We start from the raw sequence: 24,159 nt of genomic DNA, 5'->3' as shown, positions 1-24,159 counted from the left end.
TATGCGGGGTGCCGGCCGGATTACTTGGCCAGCAGCTGGTTCACCGCCGTCACGTCCTCGGGCTTGAGCTGGCCGGCGGCCTGGCGCAGGCGCAGGCTGGTCAGCACCGTGTCATAGCGGGCCTTGGCCAGGTCGCGCTGGGTGCTGTAGAGCTGGTTCTGGGCATTCAGCACATCCAGGTTGACGCGCACGCCGACCTTGTAGCCCAGCTGGGTGGCCTCCAGCGCCAGCTTGCTGGAGGCCTCGGCGGCCTCGAAGGCCTTCACCTGAGCCTGCAGCGATTGCACGCCCAGAAAGGCCCGGCGCGTGCCCTCGGCCACCGAGCGACGGGCGAACTCCAGGTCGTTGCGCGAGCGCTCTTCCAGCGCCAGGGTTTCCTTGATGCGGTTCTGGTTGTAGCCGCCGGTGTAGAGGGGCAGGTTGACCTGCACACCCACGGTGCCGGCCTTCGTGCTGCCGGGCAGCTGGGCGCCGGAGCCGCGCACATTGTTGACGCCCAGGGAGCCGGTCAGGTCGACGGTCACGCCGTCGGCGGCGCGCGCCTTGCCGGTTTCCAGCCGGGCCACTTCCAGACCCAGGCGCGCCTTGCGCACCTGCGGATGCAGCTCGTCGGCCTGGCTGACCCAGGGTTCGACATTCAGCGGCGCGATCGTCGGCAGCACCACCGGCAGGGCCAGGGGCTTGGGCTCGACCCCCATGCGGCCGACGATCTGGTCCAAGGTGACGCGCTTGACGCGCAGGTCGTTCTCGGCCGCGATCTCCTGCGCCGTGCTCAGGTCGAAGCGCGACTGGGCTTCGCGGGCATCGGTGATGGTGGCGGTGCCGACCTCGAAATTGCGCTTGGCCGAGGCCAGTTGCTCGGCGTTCGCCGCCTTGTTGGCGCGCGTTGCCGCCAGCACATCCTGGGCCGCCAGCACGTCGAAATAGGCCTGGGCCACGCGCACGATCAGGTCCTGCTCGGCGGTTTCCAGCTCGGTCTGGGCCACGCTCAGCGAGCGCTGCGCCTGCTCGATGGTCAGGCTGTTGGCGCGGTTGTAGACCGCGTACCTGGCGTTCAGGCCGCCCTGCCAGGTGGTGGTGCCGACGCGGTCGCCGGTGACCTGCACGCGCTGTCCGCCCACCGTGGTGTAGCTGCTCGGCGGATCGGCCTGCTGATGGCTGCCGCTGACGCCCAGGCCCACGGTGGGGCGGGCCAGCGCATTGGCCAGCTCGGCCCGGTACTGGGCCGAATCGGCCTGGGCGCGCGCCGCCAGATAGGTGGCGTCATAGGCGCGCGCGGCGTCGTATAGCTCCTGCAGGCTCTGCGCCTGGGCGCTCATGCCGGCGAACAACAGGCCCAGGGCCAGGGGAAGGCGGCTCATGCGCAGACTGCGGGCGCTCCTGGGGGTCGTCTTCTTGTGATCAGCGGGCATGAGTCTTCCTTGGTACGGTTTCTTGGCGGTTTCTTGGACGGATGGTCAGTAGCGGGGCACCGAGGGGTCGACCTCCAGGGACCAGGCGTCGATGCCGCCGGCGAGGTTATAGACCGACTCGAAGCCCTGACGCTCCAGAAATGCGACGACCTGCAGACTTCGCATGCCGTGATGGCAATAAACCACGATGGGCTGCGCCGGATCCAGCTCGCTCAGCCGGGCCGGAATCTCGCCCATCGGAATCAGACGCTGGGCGGGCACCGCGATGCGCGCGGTCGCGGCCTCCCAGGGCTCGCGCACGTCCAGCAGCAGCGCTGGCGGCGACCCGGCAAGCGCCTCGCTGGCCTGAGCTGGCTGGAGCTGCCGCGGCATCAGAAGCTGAACCCCGAGGGTTCGCCGAAGCCCTGCAGGCGCGGCGCCACGGTGTCGAACAGCACGCTGGACGGGAAGGCGTTGCCGACGCGGGTGTAGAGCATCGCGCGCATCACCGGCTGCTCGCCGACGATGGCCGCCAGGCGGCCGCCCGGCTTGAGTTGGTCCAGCAGGACCTGGGGCACCGCGGCCACCGAGCCCGACAGCAGGATCGCGTCGAACGGCGCCTCGGCCGCCAGGCCCAGGGCGCCGTCCTGCTCCAGCACCTTGACGTTCAGCACGCCGGCGCGCTTGAGGTTGCCGGCGGCCTGCCTGGCCAGCTCGGCGTTCGCCTCCAGGCTGATCACGCTCTGCGCCTTGTGGCCCAGCAGCGCGGCCATGTAGCCGGAGCCGGTGCCGATCTCCAGCACCTTCTCGTGGCGGGCCACCTTCAGCTCCTGCAGCAGGCGCGCCTCGACGCGCGGCGCCAGCATGCTCTGGCCATGGCCCAGCGGGATTTCGGTGTCCATGAAGGCCAGGGCCTTGTGGGCGGCGGGCACGAAGTCCTCGCGCTTGACCAGGGACAGCAGGGACAGCACGCCCTGATCCAGCACATCCCAGGGGCGGATCTGCTGTTCGATCATGTTGAAGCGGGCTTGTTCGATGTTCATGGTGAGGCAATCCTTCAATTTCTTGCAGCGCGGATTCTATTTCCTGCCCACCGCTCCCCTGGGCGTGCACGCCGAGGCGTGCGCGTAGCGTGCGCGTATTTCAACCTCGTCGCAACGTCGCCGCAGCGTCGAGCGGGTCGGCATCAGCGGGCTGCGGCCTCGTCCTGGAGCAGGCCACGCAGCATCAGGTCCAGTTGCACGGCCAGCACGACCTCGGGTTTCAGGCCGGGGCTGAACATCGAGCAGGCGCCGAAGGAATGCTGGAACAGCACCATCTGCAGCATCGGGCCGATCAGCACCTGCACGGTCTCGAACACCGGCAGCCGGCGGAACTCGCCGCTGGCCATGCCGCGTTCCAGCAGGCCGCCCAGCAGCCGGTGGGTGGGCTCGATGACCTCGTCCATATAGAAGTGCGCCAGGTCGGGAAAGTTGCGCGCCTCGGCCATCATGATCTTGCTGATGCCGCCGGCCGGCCCCAGGCCGACGCGCTGCCACCACTCGCGCATCACGATGGCCAGCAACTCGGCCATGCTGCCCTGGTGCTGTGCCGCGATCTCCATCCCCTCGGCGATATGGCTGGACAGGTTCTCGCGCACCACCGCCTTGAACAGCTCCTCCTTGCTGGGGTAGTAGAGGTACAGCGTGCCCTTGGACACGCCGGCGCGCGCGGCCACTTCCTCGGAGCGGGTGGCGGCGAAGCCCTTCTCGACGAACAGCTCCAGCGCCGCGCCCAGCAGTTCCTGCGGCCGCGCCTCCTTTCGGCGCTGGCGCGGTGCGGGGGCATCGGCGGGCGTCGCCTTGGCGGCAGCGCGGGCGGACGGGGCGGGTTGGGCGACCCTGGCGGGGGCGGTGGCGCGTGGCATGGCTTGTACTGACTGACCGGTCAGTAATGTAAGCAGACCCTACCCGCCGGTCAACCGCGCAGGCCCTGCGGCTATCATCGCGGCCACTTCAAACCGGGAGCGAGTGCGTTGGATCCCCTGCTGTTGATCAAGGCCGCCATCATGGGCGTGGTGGAAGGCCTGACCGAGTTTTTGCCGATTTCCTCCACCGGCCACCTGATCCTCACCGGCGCCCTGCTGGGCTTCCACGACGACAAGAGCAAGGTATTCGACATCGCGATCCAGACCGGCGCGATCTTCGCCGTGATCCTGGTCTACTGGCAGCGCCTGCGCGACACCGCGGTCGGCTTCAGCAGCGAGCCGCGCTCGCGCCGCTTCGTGCTGAACGTGCTGATCGGCTTCCTGCCGGCCGTGATCCTGGCGCTGATCTTCGGCAAGCTGATCAAGGCGCATCTGTTCACGCCCACCGTCGTCGCCACCACCTTCATCCTGGGCGGCTTCGTGATCCTGTGGGCCGAGAAGCGCCCGGCCACCGCCGTCAAGGTGCGGGAAGTGGACGACCTGACCCCGCTGCAGGCCCTGCAGGTGGGCCTGGTGCAATGCCTGGCGATGATTCCCGGCACCAGCCGCTCCGGCGCCACCATCATCGGCGGCATGCTGCTGGGCCTGTCGCGCAAGGCGGCCACCGACTTCTCCTTCTTCCTGGCCATCCCCACGCTGATCGGCGCCGGCGCCTACAGCCTGGTCAAGGAGCGCGCCCTGCTCTCGGTGGACGATGTCCCGCTGTTCGCCAGCGGCCTGCTGTTCTCCTTCATCAGCGCCTGGATCTGCGTGCGCTGGCTGCTGCGCTATATCTCCAGCCACAGCTTCGTGCCCTTCGCCTGGTACCGGATCGCCTTCGGCATCCTGGTGCTGGCCACCGCCTGGAGCGGGCTGGTCGTCTGGGCGGAGTAGGCCACGGCCGGGCAAGCCCGGCCGCAAGGCCTTAAAATTGCGGCATGACGATCACCATCAAGACCGGCGCCGACATCGACGGCATGCGCATCGCCGGGCGCCTGGCCTCCGAAGTGCTGGACATGCTGACCCCGCATGTGAAACCCGGGGTCACGACCGAGCAACTGGACAAGCTGGCGCACGACTACATCGTCAATGTGCAGAAGGCCATTCCCGCGCCGCTGAACTACCAGCCGCCCGGCTACACGCCCTACCCCAAGTCGGTCTGCACCTCGATCAACCACCAGGTCTGCCACGGCATCCCGAACGACCGGCCGCTGAAGAACGGCGACATCGTCAACATCGACGTGACGGTCATCAAGGATGGCTGGCATGGCGACAACAGCCGCATGTATATCGCCGGCGAGGGCTCGATCGCGGCCAAGCGCCTGTGCGCCTTCACCTATGAGGCGATGTGGAAGGGCATCCAGAAGGTCAGGCCGGGCGCGCGCCTGGGCGACATCGGCCACGCGATCCAGACCTTTGCCGAGAATGCCGGCTTCTCCGTGGTGCGCGAGTTCTGCGGCCATGGCATCGGCCAGAAGTTCCACGAGGAGCCGCAGGTGCTGCACTACGGCCGCCCCGGCACCCTGGAGGAGCTGGTGCCCGGCATGATGTTCACGATCGAGCCGATGATCAATGCCGGCCGGCGCGAGATCCGCGAGATGGGCGACGGCTGGACCATCGTCACCAAGGACCGCTCGCTCTCCGCCCAGTGGGAGCACACCATCCTGGTCACCGACACCGGTTACGAGATCATGACCCTGTCGGCCGGCAGCCCGCCGCCGCCCGCCTTCATCACCGGCGCCTGAGCCCATGGGCCCCCAGCCCGGTGCGGACCTGGCCGAACTGCGCCGCCTGTTCAAGCAGGGCAAGCAGGCGCTGATCGCCGATTTCCTGCAGCAGCGCGCCACGCTGACGGCCGCCCAAAAGCTGATGCGCGGCCTGGCGCGCCATGTGGACGAGACCCTGCAGGCCCTGTGGCAGCGCGCCGGCCTGCCGCCGGAGGCCTGCCTGGCCGCCGTCGGCGGCTACGGCCGCGGCGAGCTGTTCCCCCATTCCGACGTCGACGTGCTGCTGCTGCTGCCCGACGGCATGGAGGCGCACCAGCCCGGCCCGGTCAAGACCGCGATCGAGAGCTTCATCACGGCCTGCTGGGACGTCGGCCTGGAGATCGGCTCCTCGGTGCGCACGCTGGAAGACTGCGTTTGCGAGGCGGCCGGCGACGTGACCGTGCAGACCGCCATGCTGGAGGCGCGCGCGCTGGCCGGCTCCGGCGGATCCAGGCCGCTGTTCAAGCGCTTCCAGCAGCGCCTGCACGCCGCCATGGATGCGCCCGCCTTCCTGCGTGCCAAGACGCTGGAGATGCGCCAGCGCCATGTGAAGTACGACGACACGCCCTATGCGCTGGAGCCCAACTGCAAGGAAAGCCCCGGCGGGCTGCGCGACCTGCAGGTGCTGATCTGGATCGCGCGCGCCGCCGGCCTGGGCAAGACCTGGAAGGCGCTCAGCGCACGCGGCCTGATCACGCCCTTCGAGAGCCGCCAGCTGAGCCGCAACGAGGGCCTCTTGAGCCTGATCCGCTGCCGCCTGCACGCGGTGGCCGGGCGCCGCGAGGACCGCTTGGTGTTCGACCTGCAGACCGCGGTGGCCGAGAGCTTCGGCTACAAGGGCAGCGACAGCCAGCGCGCCTCCGAGCTGCTGATGCGGCGCTACTACTGGGCCGCCAAGGCGGTGAGCCAGCTCAACCAGGTGCTGATGCTGAACCTGGAGGAGCAGATCAACGGCTCCCAGCAGGGCCTGCGCCGCCCGATCAACGCGCATTTCATGGACCGGGCCGGCATGCTGGAGGTGGTCAGCGACGACCTCTACGAGCGCGCGCCGCACGCCATCCTGGAGACCTTCCTGGTCTACCAGCAGACGCCCGGCATCAAGGGGCTGTCGGCCCGCACCTTGCGCGCGCTCTACAACGCGCGCGGCCTGATGGACGCCGCCTTCCGTCGCGACCCGGCGAACCGGGCGATGTTCATGCAGATCCTGCGGCAGCCCGAGGGCCAGACCCATGCCTTCCGGCTGATGAATCAGACCTCGGTGCTGGGGCGCTACCTCTGGGTGTTCCGCCGCATCGTCGGCCAGATGCAGCACGATCTGTTCCATGTCTACACGGTGGACCAGCATATCCTGATGGTGCTGCGCAATGTGCGGCGCTTCTTCGTGCCCGAGCATGCGCATGAGTACCCGTTCTGCTCGCAGCTGGCGGCGCAGTTCGACAAGCCCTATCTGCTCTACATCGCCGCGCTGTTCCACGACGTGGCCAAGGGGCGCGGCGGCGATCACTCGGAACTGGGCGCCACCGAGGCCAGACGCTTCTGCCGCGACCATGGCCTGAGCAAGGAAGATCAGGCCCTGGCCGTCTTCCTGGTCGAGCACCACCTGACCCTGTCGCGCGTGGCCCAGAAGGAAGACCTGTCCGATCCCGAGGTGATCGCCGCCTTCGCCAGGAAGATGGGTGACGCGCGCCGCCTGACCGCGCTCTACCTGCTGACCGTGGCCGACATCCGCGGCACCAGCCCCAAGGTCTGGAATGCCTGGAAGGGCAAGCTGCTGGAAGACCTGTACCGCCTGACCCTGCGCGCCCTGGGCGGCGCCAAGCCCAATCTCGATGCCGACATCGAGGCCCGCAAGCAGGAGGCTCGCCAGACCCTGGCCCTGCACTCGATGCTGCCCGACACCGAGACGCCGCTGTGGGCCACCTTGGAGCTGAGCTATTTCGCGCGCCACGACGCCGGCGACCTGGCCTGGCATGCCCGCGCGCTGTGGCGCCATGTGGCGAGCCCGACGCCGATCGTGCGCGCCCGCCCCTCGCCGGTGGGCGAAGGCCTGCAGGTGCTGGTCTATGCGCCCGACCGACAGGACCTGTTCGCGCGCATCTGCGGCTATTTCGACGGCGCCGGCTTCAACATCCTGGACGCCAAGGTGCACACCACGCGCAGCGGCTATGCGCTGGACACCTTCCAGGTCATCAGCCCCGACCAGGACCTGAACCACCGCGACCTGGTGTCGCTGGTCGAGGCCAAGCTCGGCCAGGCCCTGGCCAGCGAGGGCCCGCTGCCCGAGCCCCGGCGCGGCCGCCTGTCGCGCCGGGTCAAGAGCTTCCCCTTCACGCCGCGCATCGCGCTGCGCCCCGACGAGCGCGCGCAGCGCTGGCTGCTCTCGATCAGCACCAGCGACCGCGCCGGCCTGCTCTATGCGATCGCCCGCGTGCTGGCGCGCCACGGCATCAATCTGCAGCTGGCCAAGATCTCGACCCTGGGCGAGCGCGTCGAGGACACCTTTCTGGTCGACGGTCCGGCCCTGCAGCAGACCAAGGCCCAGCTGCAGATCGAGAACGAGTTGCTGGACGCCGTGTCCCTCCCCGCATGAGCCTGCCCTCCTATGTCGTGACGCCGGACGAGGCACTGGATGATCTGGGGCGCTTCGACGCCATCATCGACGTGCGCTCGCCGGCCGAGTTCGAGGACGACCATCTGCCGGGCGCGCTGAACTGGCCGGTGCTGGACAACGAGGAGCGCCGCATCGTCGGCACGCTCTACAAGGACTCGCCCTTCGATGCGCGCAAGCTGGGCGCGGCACTGGTCGCGCGCAATATCGCGCGCCATCTGGACGCGCAGGTCAAGGATCTGCCCAAGAGCTGGCGCCCGCTGGTCTATTGCTGGCGCGGCGGCCAGCGCTCGGGGGCGATGAACTGGTTCCTGGGGCAGATCGGCTGGCGCTCGCGCCAGCTGCAGGGCGGCTACAAGGCCTACCGCGCCCGGGTGCGCGAGGACCTGGAACGCCTGCCGCAGGCGCTCGACCTGCGCGTGCTGTGCGGCCGCACCGGCTCGGGCAAGACCCGGCTGCTGCAGGCCCTGGCCGTTGAAGGCGCCCAGGTGCTGGACCTGGAGGCCGCGGCCCGGCACCGGGGCTCGGTGCTGGGCGGCCTGCCCGACCAGCCCCAGCCCAGCCAGAAGCGCTTCGACTCGCTGCTGTGGCAAGAGCTGCGCAAGCTGGACGCGGCGCGGCCAGTCTTTGTCGAGAGCGAGAGCCGCAAGATCGGACAGCTGCGCGTGCCCGAGGCCCTGCACCGGCGCATGCGCGAGCAGGGGCAATGCCTGTGGCTGGAGATGGCGGATGCCGGCCGCGTGGAGCTGCTGCTGCAGGACTATGCGCATTTCAAGGCCGAGCCCGAGGCCTTCTGCAAGCTGCTGGACGGGCTGGTCGAGCTGCGCGGCCGGGAGCGGGTGCACCACTGGCAGGCCCAGGCTCGGGCAGGCGCCTGGGCCGAGGTGTTCGCGGCGCTGATGCACGAGCATTACGACCCCGGATACGAGCGTTCGCTGCAGGCCCACTACAGCCAGTTGGCCCGGGCGCAGCGCCTGAGCCTGGCATCGCCCGAGCCGGCCGCCGTGCAAGACCTGGCACATCGGCTGCTCCAGCCCTGACCCATCTTGACGCCCATCAAGCCGCGCCGCCTCCGGCGCGGGCATGATGTGGACCATGCACACCGATCAAGCCCTGCGGGAGTCGCGCGCCTATGGCGTGCGTGCCGTGCCGCTGCTGCGTCCGCTGGGCTGGTTGGCCCGGGGCTGGCGGGATCTGCGCCGCTGCCCTGGCCCCGCGCTGACCCAAGGCCTGCTGCTGGCCCTGGCCGGTGCGCTGATCTTTGCGCTGGCGCGCCAGCGCTTCTGGCTGCTGGCCGGCGCCTTCAGCGGCTTTCTGCTGGTGGCGCCGATCCTGGCCACCGGCTTCTATGCGATCAGCCGCGCGCTGGAGCGCGGCCAGCCCCCCGGCTGGCGCACGGTGCTGCAGGCCTGGCGCCCGCGGGGCGCGCGCGGCGGCCGGCTGATGCTGTTCGGCCTGCTGCTGGCCTTTGCCGGCACCGGCTGGGTGATGACCTCGGCCTCGCTGATCACGGCCTTCGGCGCCGGCCGCATCGCCACGCCGCTGGATTTTCTGCGCCTCGTCGTGCTGGACGAGCATTCGCTGCTGTTCGAGGCCTGGCTGGGTCTGGGCGCGTTGCTGGCCGCGCCGGTGTTCGCCTCCAGCGTGGTGGCGATCCCACTGCTGCTGGACCGCGAAATCTCGATCCTCGGCGCGGTCTTCACCAGCTGGCGCGTGGTGCTGGCGCATCCGGCGCCGGTGGCGCTATGGGCGCTGCTGATCCTGGTGCTGACCCTGCTGGGCATGGCCAGCGCGATGCTGGGCCTGGTCGTCGTGCTGCCGCTGCTCGGCCATGCCAGCTGGCATGCCTACCGCGACCTGCTGGGCGACCTGCTGGGCGACCTGCTCGGCGACCAGTTGGGCGACCTGCCCCGGGCCGCCTGATGTTCGGCTACAGCGAGGAGCAGATCGCCGCCTTCGGACTCTCGTTCGGGGTCGGCGCCTTCATGCTCTACATGGTCTTCATCATCCTGCAGCTGGCGCGCGAATCGAAGGCCGGGCGCTTCGGCACCTTCGTCCTGCTGCTGGGCCTGGGCTTCGGCCTGGTGGGCTTCGCGGCCAAGGGCATCATCAAGTATTTCCTCGCAGGGCTGGGCGAGTGATGGCGGGCGACCAGGGCAGGCCCGGCTCTCGCAGCTTCCCGCGCCACTCGCGGCTGGAGGACGCCCAGGCCCTGATCACCGGCACTCTGTTCGTCGCGCTGGGCGTGGCCCTGTTCAAGCAGGTGGGCATGCTGACCGGCGGCACCGTCGGCATCGCCTTCCTGCTGCACTATGCCAGCGGCGTGCCCTTCGGCGCCCTCTTCTTCCTGATCAATCTGCCCTTCTACTGGCTGGCCTGGCGGCGTCTGGGACTCGCCTTCACGTTGAAGACCGTGCTGGCCGTGAGCCTGATGGCGGGGCTGGCCGAGCTGCTGCCGCGCTGGTTCACGCTGGCCCGGCTCAACCCTTTCTTCGGCGCCATCACCGGCGGCCTGCTGATCGGCGCCGGCATGCTGATCCTGTTTCGGCACCGCGCCTCGCTGGGCGGGCTCAATATCCTGGTGCTCTATCTGCAGGAGAAGCGCGGCTGGCGTGCCGGCTATGTGCAGGCGGCGCTGGACGCGTTCATCCTGCTGGCGGCCGCGGCCTTCGTGCCGCCGGACCGCATCGCGCTCTCGCTGCTGGGCATGGCCGCGGTCAATGCGGCCCTGGCCATCAATCACCGGCCCGGCCGCTACATGGCGACCTGAACCGGCGGGCCGACATGCCGAAGCCCCCGGTGGATCGGTCGGAGGCCCGCCCGGCGGCGCGCATCACGTCAACCCAAGCATCGGCCGGCCATCAAGGCATGGGCGGCTCATAGCAGGCCGCTGTACCAGCGCAGGTCCAGCAGGCGACGCGCCAGCCGGTGCGGCAGCCCGTCGGGATCGGCCAGCTCGTGCATGATGTCGAAGTGATTGCAGCCGGCGACCTCCTCGCAGACCGGCACGGCACGTTGGCCCCAGGCCTCGCGCAGCAGGCGATTCTGGCGCCGCAGTTCCTCGCTCTCGGTCGCACCGACGACGCAATAGGTCGGCGCTTCGGGCGCCGGGAAATGCACCGGGCTCAGCCGCCGCACCGACTCGGCATCCAGACGCAGGTCCCCATTCAGAAAGGGCGTGTGGCGCAATGGCGCCAGGTCGTGCAGGCCCGAGATGGACAGCACGCCCTTGACCAGATGGCGCGGCAGGTCCGGCGCCACCGACTTCCAGTCGCAGCAGGCCAGCATCGCGGCCAGATGGCCGCCGGCCGAGTGGCCGGCGACGACGATGTGGTTCGGGTCGCCCCCGTACTCGGCCGCATGCCGCCACACCCAGGCCAGTGCCTGCACCAGCTGCAGCGGAATGCGCTCCATGCTGACCGCCGGGCACAGGCCGTAGTTGGGCACGACCAGCAGCGCGCCCTCGTCGGTGAGCAGCGGCGCCAGGAAGGAATGATCCGCCTTGTCCAGGGCGCGCCAGTAGCCACCGTGGATGAAGACCAGCACCGGAGCCGGCGTCGCCTTCGCGGTCTGGGCGGGAAACAGGTCCAGGCGCTGCGCCGGCTCGTCGCCGTAGGCCAGGTCCAGATGACAGTCCAGTTGTTCCCGTGCCATGCGCGAGGCCTCGGCCCAGCGAGCCAGGATCTGCGCGCTGTCCGACACGCGGGCGCGGTTGTTGTACTGTGCATCGAACCATTCGGGCGGCTGGCCGGCCATGGGCGCTCCTCGGGTGGACATCGGGCGCCCAGTGTCCCCAGATGTACGCAAGCGCGCCCTCGCAGAAAACCCGCTGCAAGCTCGGTGCCGGGCTTGCTATACTGAAAATGACCTTCGGGGGGGTAGCTCAGCTGGGAGAGCGCCGCGTTCGCAATGCGGAGGTCGGGAGTTCGATCCTCCTCCTCTCCACCAAACGTATCCTAAGGCCTTGATATTCAAGGCCTTTTTCTTTTGGTTCGGCCGACTTAGATGGGATGTCCAACTCCATGTCCAAGTTCGTGCGACCAGATGTACGTTCAAGCCTCCCCACATACCCCCGCGGATACCGCTGCGCTGCGCTCCGTCGGCAGGCGCAGGTCCCGGCCGCTGCGACACGGGCGTGGACGCTTGCGGGGCTGACGCAGGCCCAGGCCGCGCCAGAGTCGGCGCACATGCGCCTCGCCCATGTCCAGCCAGGCCGCCATGCGCCGGTAGCCGAAGCGAGGCCGTCTTGGGTTGCGTCCATGAGTCGAGCCCCCAGCGCCTGGTCCTTACCAGGCTGGCGCGGCGCGTAGCTGCTCACGCGCCGGCTCAGGCCCAGAGTCTGGCAGGCCCGGCGCTCGGAGATGCCCCGGCAGGTCAGGGCTTGAACGGCAGCCCGGCGACCCGACGGGATGTCATTCCCCCCTGAGCTCCTTCAGGCCTTCGATGACCAGCAGTTGCTCGGCCAGCATGCGTTTGAGCATGGTGTTCTCGGACTCCAGTTCTTTCGGGCGCTTGGCCTCGGCCATGTCCATGCCGCCGAACTGGTTGCGCCAGCGGAAGAAGGTCTGCTTGGTGATGTTGTGCCGCTTGCAGACCTCGCGGATCGACTTGCTCTGGGCCTCAGCCCCCCCTCAAAGCCGTTCCAGCGAAGTGTTGGCGATGGGAGGGGGCAGCCCGGCCGTAGGATCAGTATCGTCAGTTTTGTTGCTTACTCTACATACAGTAGTAATATCAACAACATGAAGTGCTTGCTTCTTGTACTTTCCCTCCCGACCGACAACACCGCGGCACGGATGCGCTGTTGGCGAGCGTTGAAGGCCATGGGGGCAGCAGTGCTGCGCGATGGCGCCTATGTGATGCCGTCATCGCAGGAGCATGTGCGTGCTTTGGGCGACGTGGCCGAAGACCTGAAGCGGCATGAGGGAACGGCATATCTGCTGAACACAGAGATGGCGCTCGAAGATTTCGTCCCGCTGTTCAACCGAAGTGCAGAGTTCGGAGCACTTTTGGGCGAGATCACCGGCAGCCGTGCATTGTTGGATTCATCCACAGCCATGGATGTGCTGAAGCAGGCTCGCAAGCTGCGCAAGGGCTTCGAGCAGTTGGTCGCGATCGACTTCTTCCCGGGAGAAGCGCAGCGCCAGACCCAAGAGGCACTGGAGACCCTCGAACAGCAGATCAACCAAGCGCTCTCACCGGATGAGCCTTCACCATCACACAGCGAAATCGTCCGGCTGAACGCCGCCAACTACCGGAGCCGCACCTGGGCCACGCGCCAACGCCCCTGGGTGGACCGCCTCGCCAGCGCCTGGCTGATCCGCCGTTTCATCGATCCCGAGGCGCGCTTTCTTTGGCTCAAGACGCCGACCGACTGTCCGAAGAAGGCGCTGGGCTTTGACTTCGACGGCGCGACCTTCACCCATGTCGGCGCACGCGTGACCTTCGAGACCCTGCTGGCCAGTTTTGGTCTGGAGAACCCGCCCCTGCTGCGTCTCGGCCTGCTGGTGCACGGCCTGGACGTTGGCGGCGTGCAGCCACCCGAAGCCGTCGGGGTCGAGCGCGTGCTGGCCGGCATGCGCGAAGCCATCACCGATGACGACCTGCTGCTGCAGACGGCCGCCGGCGTGTTCGAGGGCCTGCTGATCGCCTTCACCAAGGAGCAAGCCGCATGACCGGCAGCGCTGCCAGCCCCCAGGACCGGCCCGAGCCGGTCGATTTCTGGACGGCCTTGCGCTTCTGGCTCAAGCTGGGTTTCATCAGCTTCGGCGGGCCGGCAGGTCAGATCGCCATCATGCACACCGAGCTGGTCGAGCGGCGCCGCTGGATCAGCGAGCGGCGCTTCCTGCATGCGCTGAACTACTGCATGCTGCTGCCCGGGCCGGAAGCACAACAGCTGGCCACCTACATCGGCTGGCTGATGCACCGCACCCGGGGCGGCATCGTCGCTGGCGTGCTGTTCGTGCTGCCCTCGCTGTTCATCCTGATCGCGCTGTCCTGGATTTACCTGGCCTTTGGCGAGATGCCCCTGGTGGCCGGCTTGTTCTACGGCATCAAGCCGGCAGTGACCGCCCTGGTCGTCCACGCCGCGCATCGCATCGGCAGCCGCGCGCTGAGGAACGGCTGCTTGTGGGGCATCGCCGCGGCCGCCTTCATCGCGATCTTCGCCCTCGACCTACCGTTCCCATTGATCGTGCTGGCCGCCGGCACCCTGGGAGCCTTGGGCGCCAGGTTCGCGCCGCAGGTCTTCACCCCGGGTGGCGGACATGGCGCCGCCCAGCAGAGCTACGGCCCGGCCCTGATCGACGACGGCACACCGACGCCACCCCATGCGCGGTTCCGACGCGGCCGTCTGGCTCGCGTGCTGCTCATCGGCCTGGGCTTGTGGCTGGCCGCGATGGGCTGGCTGGTGCTGCACCATGGTCTGGAGGGTGGCTTGACTCAGATGGGTTGGTTCTTCACCAAGGCCGCGCTGCTGACCTTCGGCGGCGCCTACGCCGTGCTGCCCTATGTGTACCAGGGCGCGGTCGAGCATCACCAATGGCTCAGCGGCACGCAGATGATCGACGGCCTGGCCCTCGGTGAAACCACACCCGGCCCGCTCATCATGGTGGTGGCCTTCGTCGGCTTCGTCGGCGGCTGGGCCAAGCAGCTGTTCGGGCCGGACGCGTTGTTCCTGGCCGGTGCCGCGGCGGCCGGCGTGGTCACCTTCTTCACCTTCTTGCCGTCCTTCATCTTCATCCTGGCCGGCGGCCCGGTGATCGAGTCCACCCATGGCAATCTGAAGTTCACCGCGCCGCTGACCGCCATCACGGCGGCCGTGGTCGGCGTGATCCTGAACCTGGCGCTGTTCTTCGCCTACCACGTGCTCTGGCCGCAGGGCTTCGCCGGACGCTTCGATTGGGTGTCGGCCGTCATTGCGCTCGGTGCCGCCGTCGCCCTGTTCCGCTTCAAGGTGGGCGTGATGCCCTTGCTGGCGGCCTGTGCCCTGATCGGCCTGGCGATCACGGGCCTGCCCGGCCTGCTTCGTTGATGGAGGTGGCTCATGGATGTCGCGATGCGAGACCTGACGTTTGATCCGGCACGGACCCCGGGACTGTCCGAGCGCCTGCTGCGCAGCCACCATCAGAACAACTATGGCGGCGCGGTAAAGCGGCTCGGCGCCATCCGCAAGCAGCTTGCCGAGCTGAGCTTCGCCGACGCCCCGGGCTTTGTGCTCAACGGCCTGAAGCGCGAGGAATTGATCGCCGCCAATTCCATGCTGCTGCACGAGCTCTATTTCGACAGCCTGGGTGGTGGCGGTACCGCGATGGTGCGGGCCATGGCACTGGCCCTGAGCGCCAGCTTCGGCCGCGTCGCGCGCTGGCGCGATGAGTTCGTCGCGATGGGTCGGGCCCTGGGCGGCGGCTCCGGCTGGGTGCTGCTGAGCTGGCTGCCGCGCGAGGCGCGCTTGGTCAATCAATGGGCCGCCGACCACACGCAGGGTTTGGCCGGCGCGACGCCCATCCTGGCGCTGGACATGTACGAGCATGCCTATCACCTGGACCATGGCGCCCAGGCCGGCGCCTACGTCGAGGCCTTCATGGCCAACATCGCCTGGGACAGGGTCTATGAGCGCTACCAGCAAGTGGTCCACCTTGCGAGCGAGGGGCTGGCCGCCGATCCCATCGCGCTCGATCCCGCGCAATACGTCGTGCTCGACGTGCGCCGCGATGCGGTGTACGAGCAAGCCACCACGGTGCTGCCCGGCGCGCAATGGCGCGACCCGGCCAAGGTCTCCGAATGGGCCGCGGAGCTGCCAGAACTGCCGGAAGGGCGCGAGCTGCTGGTCTATTGCGTCTACGGCCATGAGGTCGGCCGTGCGACCGCGATGCGGCTGCGCGCGCAAGGCGTCTCCGCTCGTTTCCTGGCTGGCGGCATCGACCGGTGGACCCGCGATGGCCGCCCACTCCAAGCCAAAGGCGCCGCCGGCTGAACTGACCGGCCAAGCCTGAAGGAGCTTCCCATGGCCGTCGAACGTCAACCCTCTCTGGCCCTGCTTTACCCGGGCGATCGCGCGGCACGCGAGCGCAGCGATCCGGCGCAGAGCCGCTTTGCGATGCTGTTCGAGGCATTCCGTGCGGCCGGTATCGCGGCCGAGCCTGCCGTCTATCACGACGACCTCGCCGACGAGGTGGCCGCGCAGCTACGCCGGGTCGATGGCGTGCTGGTCTGGAGCAATCCCATCGAGTCGGGGCGCCGTCGCGACCGGCTCGATGCCATGCTGCGCGAGGTCGCACGGGCCGGCGTCTTCGTCAGCACCCATCCCGACACCATCCTGCGCCTGGGCACCAAGGATGTGCTGCTCGACGTGCGCGACCTGCCGTTCGGCAGCGACGTGGTCCGCGTCGACAGCCTTGCACGGCTCGCCCGTGAGCTGCCGCAGCGCCTGCAGCATGGCGCGCGGGTGCTGAAGCAGCACCGCGGCCACAGCGGCATCGGCATCTGGCGGGTCGAGCGGGTGGAGCGGGCCGCCGACACGCCCCTCCTGAAAGTGCGCCATGCACAACGCGGCAGCGAGGAGGAGCAGCTCGACCTGGCGACGCTGCTGCAGCGTCTGGCGGCCTACTTCGAGCCGGAGAACGGCGGCCACATGATCGACCAGGCATGGCAGCCCCGCCTGGTGGACGGCATGGTGCGGGCCTATCTCGTCGAAGACCGCGTTGCCGGCTTCGGCCATCAGGCGGTCAATGCGCTCTACCCGGGCAGGGCGGGCGAGCCCGCTCCGCCGGCAGGCCCGCGCCTCTATCACCCGGCCGATGCCCCGCAGTTCGAAACGCTCAGGCAGCTGCTGGAAACCGGCTGGATCGAGCTGTTGCGCCAGCAGGTCGGCCTCGCTCGGGAGCAACTGCCGATGCTGTGGGACTGCGACTTCATGTTCGGGGAGCCCAAGGCCGCCCAGCCCGAGCGCTTCGTGCTCTGCGAAATCAACGTCAGCAGCGTATCGCCGTTTCCGCCGTCGGCCGTCGCCCCCCTGGTCGCGGTGGTCAAAGCGCGCTTGGCGGGAAAGTCGCACGAAGTCGGCTGACCATGCCCCCGCAATGCTCGGCCAAACTCCTGGCCCATGCGCCGTCGGTCGGTTTACCACCTTCCCCCTGATGCTCTGCATGTGCTGGCAATCGCTGGCCTATGCGGACGTGGATGTGCTGGTGACCGAGGGCCGGGAGCCGGCGCATCGCATTTGCGAGGCGCCACAGCCTGGATGGTCAGGTCGTCCGCCTCGCCGCGAAGCCGGCATTGCTGCACCAGATACAGGGCGGTCTCAACCGTCTTGAGTGAATAACGAGCTTTGCGCTGCATGTTTGTCTTCCGAAATGGCCCGGCATGCCGCCGCAGGCCATGGACAGAGAGGACGCGGATCCACAGCGCTTGCGACAGCCCAGTCCAGGCATCCTGGCGGTCAACCTGCCAGCATCAGGGTGATCGCTTGAATGCCGAAGCTCCGCAATTTAACATGCATTTTCAATATTCATTTAATCAACAACCCCAAGCTCTGCGAGCACCCGGTCATGCCGGTCATGCTCCGGCCCCACCATGACCCGTACAGCTTCAGCCTCCCCCGCCTGCGTCGACATTCGAACCCTCCCGCCGCAGCAACGCCACGCCCATATCTTTGCGGTCTTCGAGGCCCTGGCGCCGCACCAGTCCTTCGAGCTCATCAACGACCACGATCCCCTGCCCCTGCGCTACCAGCTGAACGAGCGTTTCCGCAACCAGTTCGACTGGAGCGACCTCGAGGCGGGCCCCGCTGCGTGGCATGTCCGCATCCGCAAGCTTGAGGCCCCGGCGGCCCGCGCATCGAACGGCTCCTGCTGCTCCGGCGGGGCCTGCGGCGGCTGACGCTGGCATCGGCAGGGGCTCCCGCCTCTGCCGCCAAGCGCTGCCTCACTCATTGCGCAGCCGGCGCGCGACCCAGGCCGGGAATCCCATCACCGCGAAGCAGGCCGCGCCGATCGCCAGCGCATGGCCCGGATGGGCGGCGCGGCCTACGCTGTCGTCCAGCATTGCGGGCAGGCTCAGCCATCCCGCCAGCAGCGCCGCCGGCAACCCGAAGCGCCACAGGCGCCGGCCCGGGCTCATCAGCAGCCAGCCGCAGGCATTGGCGAGCAGCAGCCCCAGCAAGAGATAGGCGGGCGCCACGATCACAGTCCTCCGTACGAGTGCAGGCCGGAGAGGTAGATGTTCACCCCGAGGAAGGCGAACAGCGTGATCGCCAGCCCGATCAGCGCCCACCATGCGTTGAGCGCGCCGCGACTGCCCTTGACCAGGCGCTGGTGCAGCCAGGCCGCGTAGTTCAGCCAGACGATCAGGGCCCAGGTTTCCTTGGGGTCCCAGCTCCAGTAGCCGCCCCAGGCCTCGGCCGCCCACAGCGCGCCCAGCACGGTGGCGATGGTGAAGAACACGAAGCCCAGCGCGATCAGGCGGTAGCCAGCCTCCTCCAGCAGCGCCCGCGGCGGCAGCCGCCTCGCCAGGCCTGCATGGCCGGCCGCCAGCCAGGCAGCGCTGCATAGCGCGGCCAGGCAGAAGGCGCCATAGCCGATGAAGTTGGCCGGCACGTGCAGCTTCATCCAGTAGGAGTCCAGCGCCGGCACCAGCGGCTGCAACTCATGGGCGCCGCGAGCGCCGGCATACCAGACGAGAAACAGCGAGGCCGCCGACGCCGCCGGCGCCAGGAAGGCCCCGACGGCGCGCAGCGCCGGGTCGGCCTGCAACCGCAGTTGCAGGGCCAGCACGATCATCACGAACAGGACGAACACCTCGTAGAGGTTGCTGATCGGCACATGCCCCATGAAGCCGCCGCCCGGCTGGTAGGACTCGAACCAGCGCAGCAGCAGTCCACTGCCACCCAGCACCAGGGCGGCCCAGGACAGGCGCTCGGCCGTCCGCGCGGGCCCGGCCGCCGCGCGCCACCAGCCGAGGCCGTAGGCCGGCGTCGCCAGCACGCTGCACAGGCCCATGGCCAGGATATGGGCCTGGCTGCTGGCCAGGGTGTGGCTCATCAGTTCCCAGCCGGCCCGCTGCATCGCTGCACCGGCGCCGGCCAGCAGCAGGGCCGCCAGCAGGGCGCGCGAATGCGCCGGCCAGCGCCAGGCCAGCAGGCTTGCCAGGCCGGCGGCAAGGATCAGGATCAGGCGATCCCAGGTCTCGAAGGCCACCGGCTGGCGCAGCAGCAGCGCTGCGGCCGCCAGGGAATAGCCTGCGGCATGCAGCAGGGGCTCGCCGGAAAGAGACTCGGGTTCGTGCCCGGTCGGAAACTCGGGGGTCATGGGATTGTCCTTGTCGGAAATATGGGGGCCGCAGGAGGTGGCGCGAGCGCAGCCGCCAGGGCCTGCAGCTCCGTCTCCAGCACGGGCATCGGCCGGTTGGCCATCAGGGCCAGCAGCAGCCCGCCATCGGGCAGCTCGCGCAGCCACAGCCGGCGCTCCTGGGTCAGCACCATCAGGATCACGCCCAGGGCCAGCAGCGCCATGCCGGCATAGACCGGCATGGCGCCGGGCGCATGGCTGACCTGCAACACGGTCGCGCTGACCGGCTCGACCGCGCGCAGGCGCAGCAGCGGCGGCCGGCCCAGTTCCACCCAGCGGCTGTAGGCCAGCAAGCTGTCGGCCACGAAGCGCGGTGCCTGGTCCGCGTCGGCGCTCGCGGCGCCCCCCGTGGCCATGGCCGTCGCCCGCTGGACCCGCCAGGCCTCCAGGCCGAGCCGCGACATCAGCTCCAGCACGGTGCGATGTGCCCGGGCGTCACCGGCGCGGGGATCCGGACCCTGGCCCACGGCGGCAAAGCCGCCGGCGAAGAACTGCTCGTAGGCATGGTTCAGGCCCTGGCGCAGCGGGACCGCGACGGCGGGGTCTTCGAGCCCGCTGCCCAGCCGCTCGAGCAAGGCGCCACGCCGGGCCGGGTCCTGCAGCAGGCCCATCAGGCCCTGGTAGGTCTGCAGCGAGTCCGCGTCATCCAGCGGCAGACGCAGATAGCTCGATGCCGCCGCGTCGGCGGCGCGCAGGGCCAGGACGAAATAGCGCCGCCCGTCCAGGGTGATCGGCAGCTGATAGCTGGTCTGCTCCAGACGCTGGCCGGCCGCGTCCCGCAGCCCCAGGGCCAGCGAGGGGCCCAGGTCGATGCGAGCGGCCTGCTGCCTGCCGCGCAGAAAAGCCTGCCGCAAACCGGGCGCACCGGCATCGCCCTCGGCGACGACATTCTTCGGATGGTAGTTGTCGGGTTCCAGCCGCACCGGCTGGCCGTCCAGCTGCAATGCCTGCGAACTGCCGACATGCCCTGCCAGCCCTTGCACGCTCAGGCCGCCACGGCCCAGCAACTCGGCCTCGAAAGCCGAACCGCCATCATCGAAGCCGGACTGGTAAAAGCTCAGCCCGCCGTAGCGCGCCGGCTTGTTCATCGACAGGCGCAGACGCCGTGGTGCGTCAGGCCGGGCCGGGTCGAGGATGCTGAGCTCGCTGACGAAGTCGCGCGGCTGGCCGGTGGGGTGATAGTCGATGTGGAAGCGATCCAGCCGCACCCGCACCGGCAGGTCGCGCAGCAGGTAGCCGTCGCCCAGGTTCAGGGCCACGGCCGTGCCGGTCTCGCCCGGGGCCAGCCGCAGCGTGCCGCGGAAGGCGCCACCGTCGGGGCCGATGCGGCTGCGCGGCCCCAGCTCGGTGCCCGGCTGCTGCAACGGCGCCGGCACGACCCGGCCGGTGGCGCGACGCCATTGCAGGCCGAGATTGCCGTCCACCAGACCGCCCACACTGATCACGACGATGGCCAGGTGGGTCAGCACATAGCCGAGCCGGCGCGCCATGCCTTTCTTGGCCGAAACCTCCAGCGAGTCGGGCCCGCCCGTGGCGCGCCAGCGGTAGCCCGCGGCTCGCAATACGGCCTCCAGGCGCGGCCGCAGTTCTGCCGCCGGCAGATCGCCGCGGAGCTCGCAACGATGCGGCAGCCGCAGCAGCTGGCGCAGCGCCAGATGATGCTTGTAGCTGCGCCATTCGCGCAGCATCAGCGGCGTGTTGCGCCACACGCAAAGGCCGGTGGAAAGCGTCAGGAAGGCCAGCAGGGTCAGGAACCAGGGCGCGTGGTAGACGTCGTTCAGGCCCAGGATCATGAAGGCCTCGGCCCATAGCAGGCCGAAGTTGCCGACATGGCTGGCATGGGGCTGGTTCTGCTCGAGCAGCGAGCCGACGCTGGCCGCCACGGCGACCAGCACCAGGATGGCCACCGCGAACGGCATGGCGCCGAGCAGACGCCAGACCCGGCGCCTCATCCGCTCAAGGTCCGCAAGCATCGGCTACGGGCTCAGCTCAGCTCGAGGATCTGCTTGACGATGGCGCGAATGTCCTCGTCCTTGGCGGACTGCGGCGGCATCGGGATCGCGCCCCAGTTGCCCGCACCGCCCGATTTGATCTTGGCAGCCAGCCTGGCCGGCGCCGCGTTGTCGCCCTTGTATTTCTTGGCCACGTCCTTCATCGAGGGCCCCACGAGCTTCTTGTCGATCGCGTGGCAGGCGATGCAGTTGTTCTTGGCGAGCTGCTGACTCAATGGTGGGGTCTGGGCGCTCGCGCAAAGGGTGGCGAAGCCCAGGAGCAAGGCGGCAAAGGTTCGGCTGCTTGATGTCATCGTGGTCTCTCAAATAGGGGTTTGCGTACCGCAAGCCGCGGCAGGTCCGCCGCCAACACCCGCGCATCGAAGGTGCCGTCGAAGGTTCTTTTGCTTGCGATGTCGCAGCATAACATGCATACTAAATACATCTTTAAACCACAACGACGACTCGACACGGATGCCCTCATGCAGAACATAGCCCTCCAAACAACCCTCGTGATCATGGTCGCGCTGCTGGCCTGCTTCGTCTGGGTCCTGCGCCGCACTCGCTCGGCGGTCGCCCTCGACCAGCTCGCACCCAAGGCCTACCGGCTGCGTGCCAGGCTCTTCTGGCTGGTGATGGTGGCCGGTGCACTGATCGCCATCGCCACCCTGTCACCCTGGCCGCACGACGCCCGCGCCAACGAGGTCAACCGCCACATCGACGTGAAGGCGCGTCAATGGTCCTGGGAACTCTCGAGCAGCGAGGCCCGGGTCGGCGAGGTGATCGAGTTCCGCGTCACCAGCGAGGACGTCAACCACGGCTTCGGTCTTTATGACGACAGCAAGCAGGTGCTGGCCCAGATCCAGGCCATGCCCGGTTTCACCAACAAGGTCCGCCACCGCTTCGAGCGCCCCGGCAAGTACGAAATCCTGTGCCTCGAGTACTGCGGCGTGGCCCACCACGGCATGGTGGCCGAGATCACCGTCACGGCCGGCGCCTCCCACTGACCCACAGACACCCCGAGACCCCCATGACTAGCACCCCACCCAACCCCACCCCGCTGCGGCCCAGCGAGTCCCTGGGCATCAAGCTCTACCTCGGCACATCCTTCGCCGTGCTGATCCTCATGATGCTGGCAGGACTGGCGATGCGCGCCGCGCAGTCCGGCTGGTTCGAGCTTCCTCCCGACCTGTTCTACCAGGTGATGACGGTGCACGGCACCGGCATGGTCGGCATCGCCGGGCTGGCCGGCGCCGGCGTGATGTGGTTCTTCCTGCGCCGCTATGTGCGCCTGAGCGTGCAGGTGCTGTACGCCAACTACGCCCTCTTCATGCTGGGGGTCGTCATGATCCTGGCCTCGATCTTCATCGGCGGCTATGCCGGCGGCTGGACCTTCCTGTGGCCGCTGCCCGCCAAGTCCATGGGGCTGTGGAGCGTGCATGCGGCGGCCGGCTTCATCGGCGGCATGACCCTGATCGGCGTCGGCTTCCTGGCCTTCTACTTCGACGCCGCGGTCGCGATCGCGCGCCAGTACGGCAGCATCCTCAAGGGCCTGGGTCTGGACCAGCTGATCAGCGGCAAGATCGACGCCGCGCACCCGCCCACGGTGGTGGCGAGCTCCATGGTGATCATCGTCAACACCATCGGCACGCTGGCCGGCGCGGTCATCCTGATCGTCACGCTGGCCAACCTCTACTTCCCGGCGCTGACCATCGACCCGCTGCTGGCCAAGAACCTGATCTATTTCTTCGGCCATGTGTTCATCAATGCCGCCATCTACATGGCCGTGATGGCCGTCTACGAGCTGCTGCCGCTGTATGCCAAGCGTCCCTGGAAGGTCTCGCGTCCCTTCCTGGCGGCCTGGGCCTGCGTGACCTTCTTCGTGATGGCCGTCTACCCCCACCACCTGCTGATCGACGGCGTGATGCCCAAGTGGCTGCTGTCGATGGGCCAGATCGTGTCCTACCTCAGCGGCGTGCCCGTGCTGCTGGTGACCGCCTACGGCGCGCTGCTGCTGGTGTACCGCTCGGACATCGAATGGAAGGCCCCGGCGCGCTGGCTGATGCTGTCGATGTTCGGCTGGTCCGCCGGCGTGGTGCCGGCCATCGTGGACGGCACCATCCATGTCAACAAGGTGATGCACAACACCATGTGGGTGCCCGGCCACTTCCACTTCTACCTGCTGGTCGGCTTCCTGCCCATGGTCATCGGCTTCGGTCTGCACGTGTTCCGCGGCCGGACGGCGCTGAACGAGGCGGTCGAGCGCTGCGTGTTCTGGCTCTATGCCGCCGCCACCGTCACCTTCTGCTTCGCCTTCCTGCTGGGCGGCTGGGCCAGCGTGCCGCGCCGCTGGGCGCAGCACATCGAGGCCTGGATGCCCTATGACCGCCTGGGCACCGTGGCCGGCGCGGCCATCCTGCTGGCCGCCTTGGCCTTGAGCATCGGCCTGGTGCGCCGCCTCTTCGCGTCGACCCGCCCGGCGGTGCACGCCCATGAAGCCTAGCCCCGTGCTGGCCGGCCTGGCGACGCTGGGCTGCCTCGCGACCGGCGCCGCCGCGGCCTGGACCCTGACCGCGGGATTCAGCAGCTTCACCAGCGAATCCTGGCGCCGCGCCGAGGTGGCGGCCCATCCGCGCCCGGTGCCGGCGGTGGCCGTGCAAGACCAGGCCGGCACCCGGCTACCGCTGCGCGACCTGTGCGACCGGGTGCTGGTCGTGGACTTCATCTACACGCGGTGCACCACGGTCTGCCGCGCGTTGGGGGCGGTCTCGTCCCAGCTGGCGCGGCGCCTGGACGAGCAGGCGCTGGGCGCGCGGATGCTGTCGCTGTCCTTCGACCCCGCCAGCGACACGCCCGAACGCCTGGACGGCTTCAAGCGTGCCATGGAGCCGGCCGCCACGCCGTGGCGGCTGGCCCGGCCGCTCGAATGGGAGGGCCGCCAGGCCCTGCTGAAGACCTTCGGCGTGGTGGTGATTCCCGATGGCTACGGCGGCTTCGACCACAACGCCGGCCTGCACATCGTGGACCACTGCAAGCTGGTCCAGGTGCTGGACCCCGAGGACATCGAGGGCGCGCTCGCCAGCGTGCGCGCCCTCACCGGACGAGGAGTCCGCTGA

24 protein-coding genes, 1 tRNA gene and 1 pseudogene are annotated in these 24,159 nt (G+C 68.8%); 16 read left to right on the top strand and 10 right to left on the bottom strand.

Annotation, left to right across the window (positions count from 1 at the left end):
• Positions 1–20: 20 nt before the first annotated feature.
• The 4 genes from AC07OQ_RS05355 to AC07OQ_RS05340 all read right to left on the bottom strand — a co-directional run bounded on the left by AC07OQ_RS05355 (position 21) and on the right by AC07OQ_RS05340 (position 3,297).
• On the bottom strand, positions 21–1,361 hold the full coding sequence (locus tag AC07OQ_RS05355) for a TolC family outer membrane protein (protein WP_495052061.1): 1,341 nt from the start codon (positions 1,359–1,361) through the stop codon (positions 21–23).
• A 96-nt stretch (positions 1,362–1,457) separates the two neighbouring features.
• Entirely contained in the window at positions 1,458–1,784 is a 327-nt protein-coding gene (locus AC07OQ_RS05350) for a rhodanese-like domain-containing protein (RefSeq protein WP_495052060.1), read from the bottom strand.
• Positions 1,784–2,434, bottom strand: coding sequence for a protein-L-isoaspartate O-methyltransferase family protein (locus AC07OQ_RS05345; RefSeq protein ID WP_495052059.1), 651 nt, complete (start codon positions 2,432–2,434; stop codon positions 1,784–1,786). The genes AC07OQ_RS05350 and AC07OQ_RS05345 overlap by 1 nt, the downstream gene beginning before the upstream one ends.
• A gap of 143 nt (positions 2,435–2,577) precedes the next feature.
• Positions 2,578–3,297: a TetR/AcrR family transcriptional regulator gene (locus AC07OQ_RS05340; RefSeq protein WP_495052058.1), complete on the bottom strand. Its 720-nt coding sequence runs from the start codon at positions 3,295–3,297 to the stop codon at positions 2,578–2,580.
• 108 nt (positions 3,298–3,405) lie between these two features.
• On the opposite strand from AC07OQ_RS05340, the gene AC07OQ_RS05335 reads away from it, so the two are divergent.
• Genes AC07OQ_RS05335 through AC07OQ_RS05305 form a run of 7 tightly spaced genes read left to right on the top strand, consistent with a single transcriptional unit; the run spans position 3,406 to position 10,480 of the window.
• Complete coding sequence (locus AC07OQ_RS05335) at positions 3,406–4,230, top strand: undecaprenyl-diphosphate phosphatase (RefSeq protein WP_495052057.1); 825 nt, start codon at positions 3,406–3,408, stop codon at positions 4,228–4,230.
• Positions 4,231–4,274: 44 nt separating this feature from the next.
• Positions 4,275–5,081, top strand: coding sequence for a type I methionyl aminopeptidase (gene map, locus AC07OQ_RS05330; protein ID WP_495052056.1), 807 nt, complete (start codon positions 4,275–4,277; stop codon positions 5,079–5,081).
• Positions 5,082–5,085: 4 nt separating this feature from the next.
• The gene (locus AC07OQ_RS05325; protein WP_495052055.1) at positions 5,086–7,692 is read left to right on the top strand and encodes a [protein-PII] uridylyltransferase; all 2,607 of its coding nucleotides are present in this window, start codon (positions 5,086–5,088) and stop codon (positions 7,690–7,692) included.
• Positions 7,689–8,750 carry a tRNA 2-selenouridine(34) synthase MnmH gene (mnmH, locus tag AC07OQ_RS05320; protein ID WP_495052054.1) on the top strand — a complete coding sequence of 354 codons (1,062 nt, stop codon included), beginning with the start codon at positions 7,689–7,691 and terminating at the stop codon, positions 8,748–8,750. The genes AC07OQ_RS05325 and mnmH overlap by 4 nt, the downstream gene beginning before the upstream one ends.
• Positions 8,751–8,805: 55 nt before the next feature.
• Positions 8,806–9,633, top strand: a complete 828-nt coding sequence (locus AC07OQ_RS05315; RefSeq protein WP_495052053.1) for a DUF2189 domain-containing protein — start codon at positions 8,806–8,808, stop codon at positions 9,631–9,633.
• Entirely contained in the window at positions 9,633–9,851 is a 219-nt protein-coding gene (locus AC07OQ_RS05310; protein WP_495052052.1) for a DUF2788 domain-containing protein, read from the top strand. The genes AC07OQ_RS05315 and AC07OQ_RS05310 overlap by 1 nt, the downstream gene beginning before the upstream one ends.
• Positions 9,851–10,480, top strand: a complete 630-nt coding sequence (locus AC07OQ_RS05305; protein ID WP_495052051.1) for a YitT family protein — start codon at positions 9,851–9,853, stop codon at positions 10,478–10,480. The genes AC07OQ_RS05310 and AC07OQ_RS05305 overlap by 1 nt, the downstream gene beginning before the upstream one ends.
• Positions 10,481–10,587: 107 nt before the next feature.
• Here AC07OQ_RS05305 and AC07OQ_RS05300 read toward each other — a convergent pair whose 3' ends face one another.
• Positions 10,588–11,487, bottom strand: a complete 900-nt coding sequence (locus AC07OQ_RS05300; protein ID WP_495052050.1) for an alpha/beta hydrolase — start codon at positions 11,485–11,487, stop codon at positions 10,588–10,590.
• A 95-nt stretch (positions 11,488–11,582) separates the two neighbouring features.
• Here AC07OQ_RS05300 and AC07OQ_RS05295 point away from each other — a divergent pair.
• Positions 11,583–11,658 (top strand) — tRNA-Ala (locus AC07OQ_RS05295).
• Positions 11,659–11,810: 152 nt separating this feature from the next.
• Here AC07OQ_RS05295 and AC07OQ_RS05290 read toward each other — a convergent pair.
• Positions 11,811–12,335, bottom strand: a pseudogene (locus tag AC07OQ_RS05290) (transposase); the annotation flags it as partial.
• Between the two features lie 114 nt (positions 12,336–12,449).
• On the opposite strand from AC07OQ_RS05290, the gene AC07OQ_RS05285 reads away from it, so the two are divergent.
• The 5 genes from AC07OQ_RS05285 to AC07OQ_RS05265 all read left to right on the top strand — a co-directional run bounded on the left by AC07OQ_RS05285 (position 12,450) and on the right by AC07OQ_RS05265 (position 17,586).
• Positions 12,450–13,382, top strand: coding sequence for a chromate resistance protein ChrB domain-containing protein (locus AC07OQ_RS05285; RefSeq protein ID WP_495052049.1), 933 nt, complete (start codon positions 12,450–12,452; stop codon positions 13,380–13,382).
• On the top strand, positions 13,379–14,740 hold the full coding sequence (chrA, locus tag AC07OQ_RS05280; RefSeq protein ID WP_495052048.1) for a chromate efflux transporter: 1,362 nt from the start codon (positions 13,379–13,381) through the stop codon (positions 14,738–14,740). Before AC07OQ_RS05285 ends, chrA begins: the two co-directional genes overlap by 4 nt.
• 12 nt (positions 14,741–14,752) lie before the next feature.
• A complete protein-coding gene (locus AC07OQ_RS05275; protein ID WP_495052047.1) occupies positions 14,753–15,682 on the top strand; it encodes a Fe-Mn family superoxide dismutase in 930 nt (309 codons plus the stop codon).
• A 30-nt stretch (positions 15,683–15,712) separates the two neighbouring features.
• Positions 15,713–16,774: a Cj0069 family protein gene (locus AC07OQ_RS05270; RefSeq protein ID WP_495052046.1), complete on the top strand. Its 1,062-nt coding sequence runs from the start codon at positions 15,713–15,715 to the stop codon at positions 16,772–16,774.
• A 506-nt stretch (positions 16,775–17,280) separates the two neighbouring features.
• On the top strand, positions 17,281–17,586 hold the full coding sequence (locus AC07OQ_RS05265; RefSeq protein WP_495052045.1) for a DUF2249 domain-containing protein: 306 nt from the start codon (positions 17,281–17,283) through the stop codon (positions 17,584–17,586).
• A gap of 45 nt (positions 17,587–17,631) precedes the next feature.
• Here AC07OQ_RS05265 and AC07OQ_RS05260 read toward each other — a convergent pair whose 3' ends face one another.
• Genes AC07OQ_RS05260 through AC07OQ_RS05245 form a run of 4 tightly spaced genes read right to left on the bottom strand, consistent with a single transcriptional unit; the run spans position 17,632 to position 21,279 of the window.
• Positions 17,632–17,886, bottom strand: coding sequence for a hypothetical protein (locus AC07OQ_RS05260; RefSeq protein ID WP_495052044.1), 255 nt, complete (start codon positions 17,884–17,886; stop codon positions 17,632–17,634).
• Between the two features lie 2 nt (positions 17,887–17,888).
• Complete coding sequence (gene ccsB, locus AC07OQ_RS05255) at positions 17,889–19,013, bottom strand: c-type cytochrome biogenesis protein CcsB (RefSeq protein WP_495052043.1); 1,125 nt, start codon at positions 19,011–19,013, stop codon at positions 17,889–17,891.
• The gene (locus AC07OQ_RS05250) at positions 19,010–21,004 is read right to left on the bottom strand and encodes a cytochrome c biogenesis ResB family protein (protein ID WP_495052042.1); all 1,995 of its coding nucleotides are present in this window, start codon (positions 21,002–21,004) and stop codon (positions 19,010–19,012) included. Before AC07OQ_RS05250 ends, ccsB begins: the two co-directional genes overlap by 4 nt.
• A gap of 32 nt (positions 21,005–21,036) precedes the next feature.
• On the bottom strand, positions 21,037–21,279 hold the full coding sequence (locus tag AC07OQ_RS05245; RefSeq protein ID WP_495052041.1) for a c-type cytochrome: 243 nt from the start codon (positions 21,277–21,279) through the stop codon (positions 21,037–21,039).
• A 246-nt stretch (positions 21,280–21,525) separates the two neighbouring features.
• On the opposite strand from AC07OQ_RS05245, the gene AC07OQ_RS05240 reads away from it, so the two are divergent.
• The 3 genes from AC07OQ_RS05240 to AC07OQ_RS05230 are packed head-to-tail and all read left to right on the top strand — an operon-like array spanning position 21,526 to position 24,159.
• Entirely contained in the window at positions 21,526–22,050 is a 525-nt protein-coding gene (locus tag AC07OQ_RS05240) for a hypothetical protein (protein ID WP_495052040.1), read from the top strand.
• A 23-nt stretch (positions 22,051–22,073) separates the two neighbouring features.
• Positions 22,074–23,546: a cbb3-type cytochrome c oxidase subunit I gene (locus AC07OQ_RS05235; protein ID WP_495052039.1), complete on the top strand. Its 1,473-nt coding sequence runs from the start codon at positions 22,074–22,076 to the stop codon at positions 23,544–23,546.
• Complete coding sequence (locus AC07OQ_RS05230) at positions 23,536–24,159, top strand: SCO family protein (protein WP_495052038.1); 624 nt, start codon at positions 23,536–23,538, stop codon at positions 24,157–24,159. Before AC07OQ_RS05235 ends, AC07OQ_RS05230 begins: the two co-directional genes overlap by 11 nt.

This window comes from Roseateles sp. GW821-FHT09B06, from assembly GCF_059418245.1.
This window is presented reverse-complemented; position numbering and strand designations above follow the sequence as displayed.